Source organism: Reyranella sp. (assembly GCF_004296935.1).
Taxonomy (GTDB): domain Bacteria; phylum Pseudomonadota; class Alphaproteobacteria; order Reyranellales; family Reyranellaceae; genus Reyranella.
The window spans coordinates 1-15158 of record NZ_SCVH01000047.1 but is presented as its reverse complement, the minus strand read 5'-3'; the positions used below and the strand labels follow the sequence as shown (position 1 = coordinate 15158).

The window sequence follows — 15158 nt, the reverse complement described above, 5'->3', positions numbered from 1 at the left end:
AAGTCACTTGCGGGCGACCCGGCGACCCTCCTAAATCAATGCCAAATAGAATGCTGGGAGAACCGTCGTTGGACAGTGTTGTGCAGGTTCCATTCAAGCCCATCGAGTTCCTGAGCCGCGACATCGAGGTCGAGCGGCGCAGTGACGGCACGATCGTTTTGCAGTCGAACCACAAGCTGAAGCCTTACGAGAAGCATGTGCCAGCACTGCTGGCGAAGTGGGCGAAGGAGGCGCCGGACCGAGTCTGGCTGGCGCAGCGCCGCGGGCCGGACCGCGACTGGCTGAAGCTCACCTACGCCGAGGCCAAGAAGCAGGTCGATGCCGTGACGCAGGCGCTGCTCGACCGCGGCTTCGGGCCCGGGAAGCCCGTCATGATCCTGTCGTCGAATTCGATCGAGTTCGCGCTGCTCACCCTGGCGGCCATGCAGGCGCGCGCGCCCGTGGCGCCGGTGTCGCCGGCCTATTCGGTGATGAGCCAGGATCACGCCAAGCTGAAATACGTCTTCGACCTCGTCAGGCCCGGGCTGGTGTTCGTGCAGAACGGCGAGATCTACGCCCGTGCGCTGGCCGCCCTCGACCTAGAGGGCGTGCTGCTGGTCCATGTCGACAAGCCGCCGCCCAGGATGCAGTCGATGCCGTGGAGCGAGCTGGTGGCGACCCGGGCGACGGACGCGGTCGCGAAATCGGTCACGATGATCGAGCCCAGGACCGTTGGAAAATTCCTGTTCACCTCGGGCAGCACCGGCCTGCCCAAGGCGGTGATCAACACCCAGGAGATGATGTGCGCCAACGTAGCGATGATGAGCATGGCGCGCGTGCGCAAGCCCGGCGAGCCCGCGCCGGTCATGCTCGACTGGCTGCCGTGGAACCACACGATGGGCGGTAACGCCACCTTCCAGGGCAACCTCAACGAGGGCGGCACGACCTGGATCGACGACGGCAAGCCGCTGCCAGGCCTGTTTGAGGAGACGCTGCGCAACCTGCGCGAGGTCTCGCCGACGTCGTTCTCCAACGTGCCGGCGGGCTACGCCATGCTGGCCACCGCGCTCGAGAAGGACGAGAGCCTGGCCAGGCGCTTCTTCAAGAACATCAACGTGCTGTCCTACGGCGGCGCCACCCTGCCGAACGATCTCTATGAGCGCATGGAGACGCTGGCGGTGAAGCACACCGGCTATCGCATCCCCTTCGTCACCGGCTGGGGCTCGACCGAGACGGCGCCGACCGCGACGTCGGTCCATTGGGCATCGGACCGCGTCGGTCTCGTCGGCCTGCCCTATCCCGGCGTGCAGCTGAAAATGGTGCCGACCGGCGAAGAGGGACGCTACGAGCTGCGGCTGAAGAGCGTGATCGTGACGCCGGGCTATTTCAAGCAGCCCGAGCTCACGGCGCAGATGTTCGACGAGGAGGGCTTCTACAGGATCGGCGACGCCGGCCGCTTCGTCGATCCCGAGGATCCGAGCTGGGGCCTGATCTTCGACGGCCGTGTGGTCGAGGACTTCAAGCTCAGCAGCGGCACCTTCGTGCTGGTCGGCACCTTGCGCACGACGGCGATCGCGGCGGCAACGCCGGTGCTGCAGGACGCCGTGATCTGCGGGCAGGACCGCGACTATGTCGGCCTGCTGGGCTTTCCCAACATCGCCGCCTGTCGCCAGCTCGCCGGCGACACGGCGGCAAACCTCACGACGGCAGAGCTGCTGGCGCATCCCGCCGTGGTCGGCACCGTGCGCGATGGCCTCGCCCGCCTGAATGCCGGCAGCAAGGGCTCGTCGATGCGGGTGCGCCGCGTGCTGCTGATGGCCGAGCCGCCCGCGGTCGACGGTCACGAGATCACCGACAAGGGCTACATCAACCAGCGCGCCACGCTGGAGCGCCGCAAGGCGCTGGTGGAAAAACTCTATGCCGGCGGCGAGGGCGTGATCGAGGTAGGATGAAGCCATGAACAAACGATTGGCAGGCAAGGTGGCGATCGTCACCGGCGGCGCGAGCGGCATGGGCCGCGCGACCGTCATGCGTTTTCTCGCCGACGGCGCCAAGGTGATGGTGGCCGACCTCAACGAGGCGAACGGCGCCGAGACGATGGCCGTGGCCAAGGCCCAGGGCCACGGCGACAACATCGCCTTCGTGCGCTGCGACGTGGCCAACGAGTCCGATGTCGCGGCCACCGTGGCGGCGGCCGAGACGCGCTTCGACCGGCTCGACATCGCCTATCTCAATGCCGGCGTCGGCGGCGCCTTCGGGCCGATCGCCGAAATCAGCGTCGAGGACTGGGACTATACTTTCGCGGTGCTGACCCGCTCGGTGTTCCTCGGCATGAAACACGCCTCGCCGGCCATGAAGAAGTACGGCGGCGGCGTGATCCTGGTGACGGCCTCGATCGCGGGCATGGTGGGCGGCGGCGGCAGCCACGCCTATTCGGCGGCCAAGGCCGCCCTCATCAGCCTGATCGAGAATGTCGCGGCCGAGCTCGGCCCCGACCGCATCCGCGTCGTCGGCATCGCCCCCGGCGTGATCTCGACGCCGCTGGTCCATCGCGGCCGGCCGGAAAAATTCGAGAAGCAGTTCAGCCAGCAGCCGTGGCCCGACCGCGGCGAGCCCGACCACATCGCCGATGTGGCGTCCTTCCTGTGCTCCGACGAGGCGCGCTTCATCACCGGCGAGACGGTCAAGGTCGACGGTGGCCTGCTGGCGCAGGGCGTGGCGCTGTGGGGCACCGGCCGCGACAACACTTTCATGAAAAGCGCGGGCGTCAACCGCGGCACGACGGGCGAGGCCATGGTCGTGCGCAACCTTCAATCCGGAGACCAGAAGAAATGACGAGCGAAGCGCAAAAACTGCACGGACATCTCATCGGCCAGCAGGGGTCCAGGCGGTCGCTGAACACGCCGGCGCTGGTGCTCGATCTGGAGATGCTCGACCGCAACATCGCCGAGATGGCGTCCTTCGCCAAGGCGCACAATGTGAAGCTGCGCCCGCATTCCAAGACCCACAAGTCGGCCGACATCGCCCGCCGCCAGATCGCATCGGGGGCGCTGGGCGTTTGCTGCGCCAAGCTGGGCGAGGCCGAGGCGCTGGGCGAGGCCGGTATCGAGGGGCTGCACATCACTTCGCCGGTGGTGACGCCGCAGGCGATCGCGCGGCTGATTGCGCTCAACGCCAAGGTGAAGGGGCTTATGGTGGTGGTCGACCATCCGGCCAACGCCGCGGCACTGGCCGCGGCGGCGGCGAAGGCCGGCCAAACGCTCACCGTGATCGTCGACATCGATCCCGGTATCCACCGCACCGGCGTCGCCTCGCCCGAGGCCGCGGTCGAGCTTGCGCAACTGGTCGCCAAGCAGAAGGCTCTGAAATATGGTGGCGTGCAGTTCTACTGCGGCCGGCACCAGCACATCGTCGATTTCAAGCAGCGCAAGGCCGAGATCGAGGAGCGCACCGACTACCTGAAGGGAATCCTCGCGAAGCTGGAGGCCGCCGGGCTAAAACCCGCCATCGTTACCGGCTCCGGCACCGGCACCCACTTCATCGACGCCAAGCTGGGCGTCTACACCGAGCTGCAGGTCGGCTCCTACGTCTTCATGGATCACGACTACAACGTCTGCGACCTGCGCGGGGCCGACAAGCCCACCTTCGAGCAGGCGCTGCAGATCGATGCGCGGGCGGTGAGCGCCAACACGCCGGGCATGGTCACGGTCGATGCCGGCCTGAAGGCGATGGCGACGGAGAAGGGGCCGCCCATGATCCTGAAAGGCGCCGCCCCCGGCTCGACGACGCGCTTCATGGGCGACGAGCACCTGGCGGTGATCGCGCCGGAGGGCCAGGCAGCACCTGCCTTGGGCGACCAGGTGATCCTGGTGCCGCCGCACTGCGACCCCACGGTCAACCTCTACGAGAGCTATCACGTGGTGAAGGGTGACACGCTGGTCGAGATCTGGCCGGTCACGGGAAGAGGGCGCTCGCGCTGAACATCAAACTCCTCTCCCCCTAGCGGGGGAGAGGAACATGAGGTTCGCCGACCAGCAGTCCGCCCTTCCAGGTGCGGGCGAGCGCGACCAGCGCACACATGCCGACGGCGCTGACAAGGGTCATCGCGAGAAACGCGTGCTGGCCGTAGTGCGAATAGAGCAGGCCGGAGAACTGGTAGACCAGCGCCTGCGTGGCGCCGGTGCCGAGCGCATAATAAAGACTCTGGCCGATGGCGGCGCCGTGCGCCGGTAGCGCCCGCTGCAGGAAGGCCATGGCGCCGAGATGGTTGGCGGCGAAGGTGCAGGAATGGAGCGCCTGCAGCAGCACCAGCGCCCAGAGTTCCGTCGTGAAGGCCATCGCCGTCCAGCGCACGATGCCGGCTGCGAGGCCGAGCCCGATCAGGCCGCAGACTCCCACCCTCGCCAGCAGCCAGCCGCCGAACAGCATCAGCACGATTTCTATGGCGACGCTCTCCGCCCACAGCGCGCTGATGGTGATGTCGTCGATGCCGGCGGCGCGCCAGGTGAGCGTGCCGAAGCTGTAGAGCACGGAGTGGCTGGCGGCGCAGAGGCCGGTCGCCATGAGGAACAGCAGGAAGGGCGGCTGGCGCAGGAGATCGCTGACGCGGAACGAGGCGTGGACATGTCCGGCAGCCTGGGCACGGGCTGGCGCCGCCGGCAGCAGGAGCGCGAAGGGCGCCAGCAGCACGATGCTCGCCATGCCGACATAGAGCACCCAGGGCGGGCCGTAGCGGTCGACGGCGATGCCGGCCACGAAGGTGCCGCCGATGAAGGCGACCGAACTCCACATGCGCACGCGTGCATAGTCGAGGCCGCGGCGCTTGGTCTCCGTCACCAGCACGCCGTCGTAAAGCGGCATCGGCGGCGACCACATGAAGCCCCAGATCATGGTGACGACGAAGATCGCGAGGAACGAGGTGGAGAAGTCGTAGGCCACGATCATCACGACCGCCGCGAGACCCAGCGTCACCAGCACGCCGCGCGGGCCGCCCAGCCGGTGGGCGATCCAGCCGACGGAGAGCGTGGCGATCACAGAGACGATCTGGCGCGACATGAAGAGCGTGCCGATCTCGGTGTCGGTGACGCCGCGGTCGCGCAGCCACACCGGCCAGTAGCTCATGAAGGCGCCGGCGGCGAAGAAGTACGCCGCGCCATAGCCGGCGAGCCTCAAACCCGTCAGCAGGCGGCCCGTCAGCCGACGGTCCATCAGGCCGCAAACTCGCGGCGCGCCTCGGCGGTGTGCTGTCCCAAGGCCGGCACCTCACCCAGCCGCTCGGGTTCGCCGTCGTAGGAGGCGGCGAGCGCCGGGATGGAAACCTCGCCCTTGTTCGAGGTGAAGACGGTGCGGCGAAGCTGCGGATGCCTGGAGAGATCGCCGACCGAGCTCACGCGCGCCCAGGCGATCTGAGCGGCATCGAGCCGCGCGGCCAGCGTCTCGAAGCTCTGCGCGCCGAAACTCTTCGCGACGATGGCGTTGGTGTCGTCGCGCCGCGAATTGCGCGCCTTGTTGGTGGCGTAGTCGGGATCCTTCTCCAGCCCCGGCCGGTCGAGCACGCCGTGGCACAGGCGCTCGAACTCGCGGTCGTTCTGGATCGAGATCAGGAGTGGCACCTTGTCGGCGCTCGGATAGACGCCGTAGGGCGCGATGAACGGATGCGTGAGGCCAAGGCGCGGCCACTCGTAGGCGGCGTAGTCCATGGCGAGCAGCGGCACCGTCATCCATTCGGCCATGGAGGAGAACAGCGAGACCGAGATGGCCCGGCCTTCGCCGGTCTTCTGGCGCGCCAGCAACGCTTCCAGCACCGCGGCGTGGGCATACATGCCGGTGCCGATGTCGGTGGCCGAAATGCCGACGCGGCCCGGCGCGTCCGCGGTGCCGGTGATCGACGCGAGGCCGCTCTCGGCCTGTACGAGGAGATCGTAGGCGCGGCGGTTCTTGTAGGGCCCATGGTCGCCGTAGCCCGAGACGTCGACGGTGATGAGCTTCCTGTGCTTGGTTCGCATGGCGGCCGAGCCGAAGCCGGCACGCTCGGCAGCCCCCGGCGCCAGGTTCTGGATCAGCACGTCGGCCCTGGCGATCATGCGATGGAGAAGGGCGAGATCCTCGGCCTGCTTGAAGTCGAGCGCGACCGACTGCTTGCCGCGATTGAGCCAGACGAAATAGCTCGACTCGCCTTTCACGTAGCCGTCGTAGGCTCGCGCGAAATCGCCCTCGGGCCGCTCGATCTTGATGACGCGGGCGCCGGCGTCGGCCAGCCGTGCCGCGCAGTAGGGGGCGGCCACCGCCTGCTCGACACTCACCACCAGGAGGCCGTCCAACGCTCCAGACATTGCAGCTCTTCTTTCCGTTCGGGGCCCGCAACATGCCTTAGCCTCTCGGGCTATGCCATAGTGCGCGCCGAAACGAAGAAGGATGGGGAGCGTAAATGCCGGGACCGTTGACGGGCGTGCGGGTGATCGATCTGACGGCGGTGCTGCTGGGCCCGTTCGCCACGCAACATCTGGCCGACATGGGCGCCGACGTGATCAAGGTCGAGCCGCCCGAGGGCGATCTGCTGCGGCTGTCGGGCGGCGTGATGGGCCGCGACAAGAGCATGGGCCCGATCTACATGGCGGCCAACCGCAACAAGCGCTCGATCTGCCTCGACCTCAAGAAGCCCGAGGCCGTCGAGGTTCTGAAAGGCATGATCAAGACCGCCGACCTGTTCATCCACAACAGCCGGCCGGCGGCGATCGAGCGGCTGGGCCTGGGCTACGAGGACCTGAAGAAGATCAATCCCTCGATCATCTTTGCCTATTCGCTGGGCTATGCGCGCAAGGGACCGTACGGCCACAAGCCTGCGTTCGACGATCTCGTGCAGGGCGTGAGCGGGGCGGCCTCGTTGCAGAGCCGCGTCGACGGCGCGCCGCCGCGCTTCATGCCGAGCCTGATCGCCGACAAGACGACGGGGCTGCATCTCTGCATCGCCGTGCTGGGCGCGCTCTATCATCGCAAATGCACCGGCGAGGGCCAGATGATCGAGGTGCCGATGCTGGAGACGCTGGCCTCGTTCTGGCTGACCGAGCATCTGTTCGGCGCGACCTGGAAGCCGGAACGCGGCGCCATGGGCTACGACCGCATCATCAACAAGTACCGCCATCCGTTTCCCACGAAGAACGGCTACATCTGCGCGCTGCCCTACACCGACCAGCACTGGATCGCCTTCTTCGAGCTGGCCGGCCGGCCCGATCTCGCCAAGGAGAAGAAGTTCGTCGACCGCACCGAGCGGCCGAAGCATTTCAGCGAGCTCTACCAGGTGCTCGACAGCCTTCTGAAGGACCGAACCACCGAGGACTGGCTCGAAATGTTCGACAAGGCCGACATCCCGGCCATGCCGGTGCACACGCTCGAGGAGCTGGTCGACGACCCGCATCTGAAAGCCACCGGCTTCTTCACCGAGCGCGAGCATCCGACCGAAGGCCCGATCACGACCTTCGCCAGTCCGCTCGATTTCGAGAAGACCAAGACCGAGTTCCGCCGCCATGCGCCGCGCATCGGCGGCGACGGCGTGGAAGTGCTGCGCGAGGCGGGCCTGAGCGACGCTGCCATCGAGAAACTGAAGGCGGACGGGGCGTTGCTGGTGCCATGACGTAACCGATTTCCTACGTAAACTTGTTCCGCTTCGCGGCGTACCCAGCCGCCTGCCGATGGCGTAACGCTTGTCCGGAACGGGCTCGTGGCTAAACTCCGGCCAAATCCAAAACCCGGCCCGGGAGGGACTGATGGACCTCGCTTTCACCCCTGAAGAACAGAAATTCGCCGACGACGTGCGTGCGTTTGTCCGCGCCAATCTGCCGGCCGACGTGCGCGACAAGGTCAAGAACGGCAAGCACCTCGGCCGCGACGACTACATGCGCTGGCAGCAGGCGCTCGGGAAGAAGGGCTGGCTGGTCTACACGTGGCCGAAGAAGCACGGCGGCCCGGGTTTTACGCCGGCCGAGCGCTACATCTTCGAGAACATCTGCGCCGAGGAATATGCGCCCGGCATCATCCCGTTCGGCACCAAGATGGTGGGTCCGGTGATCTACACCTTCGGCAACGAGGAGCAGAAGGCGAAGTATCTCGACCCGATTCGCCTCAGCACGGTGTGGTGGTGCCAGGGCTACTCCGAGCCGGGCTCGGGCTCCGACCTCGCCTCGCTGCGTACCAAGGCCGAGAAGGAAGGCGACCATTACATCGTGAACGGGTCCAAGACCTGGAACACGATGGGCCACTGGGCCGACTGGATCTTCTGCCTGGTGCGGACCGACCCCAAGGCCAAGCCGCAGGAGGGCATCTCCTTCCTGCTGATCGACATGAAGACTCCGGGCATCACCGTGAAGCCCATCATCATGGCCGACGGCGGCCACGAGGTGAACGAGGTCTTCTTCGACAACGTAAAAGTTCCGGTCGCCAACCTGGTGGGCAAGGAGAACGAGGGCTGGACCTGCGCCAAGTTCCTGCTGGCCAACGAACGGCTGGGGATCGCCGCCGTGCCGCAGTCCAAGCGCGGCGTCGCGGCCTTGAAGGACATCGCCCGCGCCGAGCAGGACAACGGCAAGCCCCTGATCGAGAACCAGAGCTTCGCCGAGAAGATCGCCGATCTCGAAATCCAGGTGACGGCGCTCGAGTACACCGAACTACGCGTGCTGTCGGCGATGGCGCACGGCGGCCAGCCCGGTCCGGAAGTTTCGGGGCTCAAGATCCGGGGCTCGGAGATCCAGCAGCGCCTCACCGAACTCACCATGGAAGCGGTTGGCGAATATTCCGCGCCATACCTGCCGGGCCTGTTGTGGCAGGGCACCAACGAGGCGCCGGTCGGGCCCGACTACGCCCATCTCGCGGCACCGCGCTACTTCAACACACGCAAGACCACGATCTACGGCGGCAGCAACGAGATCCAGAAGGGCATCATCTCCAAGATGGTGCTGGGACTCTAGGATGGACCTCGCGCTCAAGCCCGATCACAAGGCGTTCGCCGACGAAGTACGGGACTTCGCCCGCAAAAACCTGTCGCCCGCGACCAAGGAAAAGACCTTCTCGGGCAAGCACTACGACCGCGACGACCACATGGTCTGGCAGCAGGCGCTCGGCAAGAAGGGTTGGCTCGCCTACACCTGGCCCAGGAAATTCGGCGGGCCGGGCTGGGACGTGACGCAGCGCTTCCTGTTCGAGAACGTGCTGGCGGAGGAGGGCGCACCGCGCATCCTGCCGTTCGGGCCCAAAATGGTCGGGCCGGTGATCTACACCTTCGGCAACGAGGAGCAGAAGGCGCGCTTCCTGCCGGGCATCCGTGAATCGACGGTGTCATGGTGCCAGGGCTATTCCGAGCCGGGCGCCGGCTCCGATCTCGCCAATCTACGCACGAGGGCGGTGCGCGAGGGCGACCACTACATCGTGAACGGGCAGAAGACCTGGACCTCCTACGCCCATTGGGGCGATTGGATCTTCTGCCTGGTGCGGACCAACACCGAGGCCAAGGCGCAGGAAGGCATCTCCTTCCTGCTGATCGACATGAAGACGCCGGGCGTCACCGTGCGGCCGATCATCATGCTCGACGGCGCCCATGCCGTGAACGACGTGTTCCTCGACAATGTGAAGGTTCCCGTCGCCAACCTGGTGGGCAAGGAGAACGAGGGCTGGACCTGCGCCAAGTTCCTGCTCGCCAACGAGCGCCTGGGCATCGCCGAGGTGCCGTCATCCAAGCGCGGCGTCTCGATGCTGCGCACGCTCAGCGACGATCCGTCGATGGCCGAGAAGATCGCCGATATCGACCTTCAGGTTCAGGCGCTGGAGATGAGCGAGCTGCGGGCGCTCTCGACCATGGCGCTGGGTGGCGCGCCGGGACCCGAGGCCTCGATCCTCAAGGTCCGCGGCTCGGAAATCCAGCAGCGTATCGCGGAACTGGCCATGGAAGCCTGTGGCGAGTACGCCGCGCCCTATCAGCCGGGCATGCTGTTTCAGGATACGAACGAGACGCCGATCGGCCCCGACCATGCGCCGCCCGCCGCGCCGCGCTATTTCAACATGCGCAAGACCACGATCTACGGCGGCAGCACCGAGGTTCAGAAGAACATCGTGTCCAAGGCCATCCTCGGGCTATAAGACGCGCAATATCTGGAGGAAGACGAGATGGATCTGTCCCTTTCCGACGAGCAGAAACAGCTGCAGGAGCAGGCCGAGCGTTTCGTGCGCGACAAGTACGCGTTCGATGCCCGCCGCAAGATCGCGGCGACCGAGCGCGGCTGGCTGCCCGAGAACTGGGCGCAGTTCGCCGAGCTGGGCTGGCTCGGCATGTCGTTTTCGGAAGAGGACGGCGGCTACGGCGGCGGTCCGATCGAGACCATGATCGTGATGGAGCAGTTCGGCAAAGGCCTGGTGCTGGAGCCGTTCCTGCCGACGGTCGTGCTGGGCGGCGGCATGATCGCCCGCTCAGGCTCCAAGGCCCAGAAGGAGGCGCTGCTGGCGCCGATGATCGAGGGCAAGAAGCAGTTCGCCCTGGCCTGGCTAGAACGCCAGTCGCGCTACAATCTGGCCGACGTTTCGCTCAAGGCCACCAAGGAGGGTGCCGGCTGGTCGCTCTCCGGCCACAAGGGCGTGGTCTATAACGCGGCCTCGGCCGACCACATCATCGTGCTCGCCCGCACCGCCGGCAGCGCGCGCGAGCCCAAGGGCCTCACACTCTTCATCGTCGACGGCAAGGCCAAGGGACTTTCACGCCGCGACTATCCGACCCAGGATTCGCTGCGCGCCTCCGAACTCACCTTCGACAAAGTCTCGGCCGGCGCAGACGCCGTGCTGGGCAAGGTCGACGAGGGCTTCGGCATCGTCGAGGACGGCGTCGACCGTGCCATCGTGGCGCTCTGCGCCGAGGCCACCGGCTGCATGGACGCGATCAACGCGGCGACGCTGGAATACATCAAGACCCGCAAGCAGTTCGGCGTGCCGATCGGCAAGTTCCAGGTGCTGCAGCATCGCATGGTCGACTGCTTCACCAACGCCCAGGAAGCGCGCTCGATGACCCTGATGGCGTCGCTCAAGATCGACGACAAGGATCCCGTCGTGCGCGCCAAGGCGGCATCGGGCGCCAAGGTGCAGATCGGCAAGTCGGGCAAGTTCTGCGGCCAGAGTGCCGTCCAGATGCACGGCGGCATGGGCGTCACCGACGAGCTTTCGGTCAGCCACTACTTCAAGCGGCTGACCATGATCGACCTGATGTTCGGCAACCAGCAGCATCACCTGACGCGCTACAGCAACCTCGCGATGGCGGCGTAAACGCCGCTTTCACGCGGCGGAGACCATGAGCGCGATCGTCGACATCATCGTGCCGGTGTTCGGCATGGTGCTGATCGGCTGGGTGATCGGCCGCACGCCGCTGCTCAGCGCCGAGGGATTGCGCGGGCTCACCGGCGTCACCTTCTACGCGCTGTTTCCGGCGCTGCTCTTCCGCTCCATGGCCAAGGTGCGGATCGAGACGCTCGAGCCCGACATCCTGCTGGTCTTCTTCGGCGCCGTCTTCCTGCTCTATGGCGTGCTGATGCTGCTCGGCCGCGCCTTGGGCATGGGCATCGGCGACCGCACCATGCTGGCGCTCTCCGGCGTCTTCTCCAACGGCGTCGGCATCGGCATCCCCTTCATCACCTACGCCTTTGGCGAGCAGGGGCTGGTGCCGCTGCTGATGATCATCAGCGTACATTCGCTGATCCTGCTCACCTTCTCGTCCTTCCTGATGGAGATGGATGCGCCGGGCGGCGCCCGCCGACGGCTGCTCGGCCGGCTGGGCGGGGCGGCGCTCAACATGCTGAAGCATCCCGTCATTCCGGCGATCTTCGCCGGCCTCGCCTGGGGTGAACTCACCCGGCTGGTCCCCGGCCTCGCGACGCCGGCCGTGATCGACCGCATCCTGCAGGCCCTGGCGATGGCGGCGCCGCCCTGCGGCCTGATCATGGTCGGCGCCTCGCTCGCCCACGTCGGCTTGAAGGGGCACTGGCAGTCGGCAGCGTTGGCCACGGCCTTCAAGCTGGCGGCGCTGCCGCTGCTGGTGTGGACGCTGGGGCGCTACGTCTTCCCGCTCGATCCGCTGTGGCTCACCGTGGCGACCCTGAACGCCGCCCTGCCGGCCGGCGCCAACGTCTATCTGGTCGCCCAGATGTACGGAGTCGGAGTCGCGCGGGCGACCAACGCCGTCGTCATCTCGACGGCGGCCAGCGTGTTCACGCTGTCGATCGCGCTGTTGTTGCTGGGCGTTCAGGCGCGCTAGTATTTCGTCCGGAGGGAAAGGTCATGACCTACGAAACGATTCAGGTGCAGAAGATCACCGGTGGCTGCGGCGCGGAGGTGCTGGGCATCGATCTCAACGTCATGAGCAACCGCCAGTGGGACGAGGTCCAGCGCGCCTTCGTCGAGCACGGAGTCATCTTCTTCCGCGACCAGAAGCTCACGCCCGAGCAGCACATCGAATTCGCGCGGCGCTGGGCGCCGATCGACGTCAACCGCTTCTTCAAGGCCGCGCCGGGCTATCCCGAGATCGCCGAGGTGCGCAAGGAGCCGGAGCAGAAGACCAATATCGGCGGCGGCTGGCACACCGACCACAGCTACGACCAGGAGCCGGCAATGGGCTCCATCCTGCTGGCCCGCGAAGTGCCGGAGGAGGGCGGCGACACGCTGTTCGCCAACATGTACCGCGCCTTCGAGACGCTCTCGCCCGGACTGCAGCGCACGCTGGAAGGAATGCGTGCCGTACATGGTTCGGCGCACATCTTCGGCAAGGGTGGCGTCAATGACAAGAATCCCGAAGGTGCGAGCCGTTACGAAAATCACGACAAGGTCGGCGCCGATGTCGTGCACCCGGTCGTGATCAAGCACCCGCTGAGCGGCCGCAAGGCGCTCTACGTCAACCGCGCCTTCACCCTGCGCTTCGACGGCTGGACGGCCGAAGACAGCAAGCCGCTGCTCGACCATCTCTACCAGCACGCGGCGCGGCCGGAATTCACCTGCCGCTTCCGCTGGCGCGAGGGCTCGATCGCCTTCTGGGACAATCGCGCCACCTGGCACTATGCCGCCAACGACTATCAGGGCGAGCGCCGCCTGATGCACCGCATCACCGTCGCCGGCTGCGCGCTGCAGGCGGCGACGGCCTAGAAGTCGACGTTACCGGTGGAGCTTCAGCGACATCTCGCCGATGCCCATCGCTAGGTTGTAGCCCGCGTCCTGCACGATGCCCGAGGCGACCATGCCGATCTCGGCGTTGGGGCCGCCGTAGAGCCAGTTGCCGCCGGCCTGGCCGCCGACCGCGGCCGTACCTTGCTCGCCGACATAGGTGCCGCTCAGCGAATTCGCCGCGCGCTCGGAGCCCAGCGAATAGACGCGCCAGATCGTGTGCATGGCCTTGGTGTAACCGATGTCGACGCCGACCTTGTTGATCGTGCCGCTGTACTGGGCGGTCGACACGCCGTCTTTGCCGAGGAAGACGCAATCCATGCTCTTGCTCGAGCCCAGGATGTAGCCCGTGCCGCCGGCGATGTTGCAGGTCAGCGACCCGATGAAGATCCGGGAATTGGCGTTGGTGGTATTGAGTTCCTGGGGCGTCGACTGCTGCATGCAGGCACCAGCGGCCAGAGCCAGGGCGACCGCCGCGGCGGCCGAAAGATACTTGTTCACTGAGTACTCCTTGCGACGAACGTTGCGCTAGTTCCTGAGGGTGAGACCCATCTCGGCGATGCCATAGGCCAGGTTGTAGCCGGCGTTGCCGCTATCCTGGATCTGCGTCGCCTGCAGCACGATCTGGTTGTTGCTGCCGCCATAGAGCCAGTTGCCACCGGCGCTCGAACTCACCGCGACCGAGACCTGTTCGCCGCCATAGTTGCCCGCCAGGACCCTGGGATTGGTGCTCGTGGCGTCACCGACCAGGCCGCCGAGCTGGAAAACGTGCCAGATCAGGTGAGCGGACTTCGTATAGCCGATGTCGATGCCGAACTTGTGGATCTTGCCGGTGTAGGCCTGCGAGACGCCTTCCTTGGTGAGGTAGACGCAGCTCAGGTCCTTGGTCGAGCCGAAGACGTAGCCGGTGCTGCCGCTCACGTTGCAGGTGAGGGCGCCGATATAGACCTTGGAATCCGCATACTGCTTGTTCATGGCCTGCGCCGTGGGCTGGCCTGTCTGACAGGCGCCGGTCGCCGCTGCGAGAACTGCCACCGCGGCGGCCGCAATAAACTTGTTCATTCAACACTCCTTTGCGGTCGCGAGTATGCCACAGCCCGCGGCAAGTCGCTGTCCACAGGAGCGCTGTCAGTCGATCAGCGGGTGGAGGCAGGCAACCTCGCGTCCGGCGCGTGTCGTGGCAAGCGGCGGCTCGTGCGTGCGGCAGTCCTGTGCCGCCCGCGGGCAGCGGCCGGCGAACCGGCAGCCCGGCGGCAGGTCGATCGGGCTCGGGATCTCACCGGGCAAGGTCTCGGCGATCGGCTCGAAGAACCGGGGCGAGGCGTTGAGGAGCGCCCTTGTATAGGGGTGTAGAGGGTATCGCAGCACCTCCTTTGTCGGACCGGCCTCGACGATCCGGCCGAGATACATCACCGCGATCCGACGGCAGAGATAGCTCGCCACCGCCAGGTCATGAGTGATGAACAGCAGCGTCAATCCCATCTCGTGCTGCAGGCCACGCAGAAGATTGAGCAGCTGCGCCTGGGTAGACACGTCGAGCCCCGAGACCGCCTCGTCGGCCACGATCACTTTCGGCTCCGAGGCAAGCGCGCGGGCGATCGCGACGCGCCGCACCTGGCCGCCCGACAGCTGGCTCGGATAGCGGTCCGCGGTATCGGCCGGCATGCCCACGCGGGCGAGCAGGGCGGCGACGCGGGCGCGCAGCGCCGACTCCGGACACAGCGCGTGCTGGCGGATCGGCTCGCCGATCAGGTCGAGCGTCTTGAGCCGCGGATTCAGCGAGGCGCGCGCATCCTGATAGATCATGGCGACGTCGCGCTGGAACGAGCGCCGCTTGTCGTTCGTCAGGGTTTCGATGTCGTCGCCGCGATAGAGTGCGCGACCGTCGCTGCTCTCCGTCAAACCGAGCAGCACGCGCAACAGGGTCGACTTGCCCGAGCCGCTCTCGCCGACCAGTGCGACACTGTCGCCCGCCTGCACCGTGAGCCGGATGCCGTCGA

14 protein-coding genes are annotated in these 15158 nt (G+C 66.5%); 9 read left to right on the top strand and 5 right to left on the bottom strand.

The genetic code is table 11. The features are described from left to right. Nucleotides 1–50 precede the first annotated feature (50 nt). From EPO55_RS06235 to EPO55_RS06225, 3 genes are read left to right on the top strand one after another with little or no spacing between them, the layout of a single operon-like run. Nucleotides 51–1931, top strand: coding sequence for an AMP-binding protein (locus EPO55_RS06235; protein WP_296335672.1), 1881 nt, complete (start codon nucleotides 51–53; stop codon nucleotides 1929–1931). A 4-nt stretch (nucleotides 1932–1935) separates the two neighbouring features. Continuing rightward, the gene (locus EPO55_RS06230) at nucleotides 1936–2814 is read left to right on the top strand and encodes a glucose 1-dehydrogenase (RefSeq protein ID WP_296335671.1); all 879 of its coding nucleotides are present in this window, start codon (nucleotides 1936–1938) and stop codon (nucleotides 2812–2814) included. Beyond that, nucleotides 2811–3959 carry a DSD1 family PLP-dependent enzyme gene (locus EPO55_RS06225; protein WP_296335670.1) on the top strand — a complete coding sequence of 383 codons (1149 nt, stop codon included), beginning with the start codon at nucleotides 2811–2813 and terminating at the stop codon, nucleotides 3957–3959. Before EPO55_RS06230 ends, EPO55_RS06225 begins: the two co-directional genes overlap by 4 nt. Before the next feature lie 19 nt (nucleotides 3960–3978). Here the strand turns inward: EPO55_RS06225 and EPO55_RS06220 are convergent, their stop codons facing one another. Together EPO55_RS06220 and EPO55_RS06215 are read right to left on the bottom strand one after the other, a co-directional pair. Beyond that, nucleotides 3979–5187 carry an MFS transporter gene (locus EPO55_RS06220; RefSeq protein WP_296335669.1) on the bottom strand — a complete coding sequence of 403 codons (1209 nt, stop codon included), beginning with the start codon at nucleotides 5185–5187 and terminating at the stop codon, nucleotides 3979–3981. Beyond that, nucleotides 5187–6311, bottom strand: a complete 1125-nt coding sequence (locus EPO55_RS06215; RefSeq protein ID WP_296335668.1) for a CaiB/BaiF CoA-transferase family protein — start codon at nucleotides 6309–6311, stop codon at nucleotides 5187–5189. The genes EPO55_RS06220 and EPO55_RS06215 overlap by 1 nt, the downstream gene beginning before the upstream one ends. A gap of 95 nt (nucleotides 6312–6406) precedes the next feature. Between EPO55_RS06215 and EPO55_RS06210 the strand changes: the two genes are divergently transcribed. The 6 genes from EPO55_RS06210 (at nucleotide 6407) to EPO55_RS06185 (ending at nucleotide 13140) form a co-directional block, all read left to right on the top strand. Then, nucleotides 6407–7609 (top strand): CoA transferase, encoded by a 1203-nt coding sequence (locus tag EPO55_RS06210; protein WP_296335667.1) that lies wholly within the window; start codon nucleotides 6407–6409, stop codon nucleotides 7607–7609. Between the two features lie 133 nt (nucleotides 7610–7742). After that, a complete protein-coding gene (locus EPO55_RS06205) occupies nucleotides 7743–8939 on the top strand; it encodes an acyl-CoA dehydrogenase family protein (protein WP_296335666.1) in 1197 nt (398 codons plus the stop codon). A gap of 1 nt (nucleotide 8940) precedes the next feature. Then, entirely contained in the window at nucleotides 8941–10104 is a 1164-nt protein-coding gene (locus tag EPO55_RS06200) for an acyl-CoA dehydrogenase family protein (protein ID WP_296335665.1), read from the top strand. A 27-nt stretch (nucleotides 10105–10131) separates the two neighbouring features. Then, a complete protein-coding gene (locus EPO55_RS06195) occupies nucleotides 10132–11274 on the top strand; it encodes an acyl-CoA dehydrogenase family protein (protein WP_296335663.1) in 1143 nt (380 codons plus the stop codon). Nucleotides 11275–11299: 25 nt separating this feature from the next. Continuing rightward, complete coding sequence (locus tag EPO55_RS06190; protein ID WP_296335662.1) at nucleotides 11300–12259, top strand: AEC family transporter; 960 nt, start codon at nucleotides 11300–11302, stop codon at nucleotides 12257–12259. A 23-nt stretch (nucleotides 12260–12282) separates the two neighbouring features. Further along, nucleotides 12283–13140, top strand: a complete 858-nt coding sequence (locus EPO55_RS06185) for a TauD/TfdA family dioxygenase (RefSeq protein WP_296335660.1) — start codon at nucleotides 12283–12285, stop codon at nucleotides 13138–13140. A 9-nt stretch (nucleotides 13141–13149) separates the two neighbouring features. Here EPO55_RS06185 and EPO55_RS06180 read toward each other — a convergent pair whose 3' ends face one another. The 3 genes from EPO55_RS06180 to EPO55_RS06170 all read right to left on the bottom strand — a co-directional run. Beyond that, the gene (locus EPO55_RS06180; protein WP_296335659.1) at nucleotides 13150–13659 is read right to left on the bottom strand and encodes a DUF992 domain-containing protein; all 510 of its coding nucleotides are present in this window, start codon (nucleotides 13657–13659) and stop codon (nucleotides 13150–13152) included. Between the two features lie 27 nt (nucleotides 13660–13686). Continuing rightward, on the bottom strand, nucleotides 13687–14220 hold the full coding sequence (locus tag EPO55_RS06175) for a DUF992 domain-containing protein (RefSeq protein ID WP_296335657.1): 534 nt from the start codon (nucleotides 14218–14220) through the stop codon (nucleotides 13687–13689). Nucleotides 14221–14286: 66 nt separating this feature from the next. After that, nucleotides 14287–15158, bottom strand: an 872-nt coding sequence (locus tag EPO55_RS06170) for an ABC transporter ATP-binding protein (protein WP_296335656.1), incomplete at its 5' end; no start/stop codon positions are given.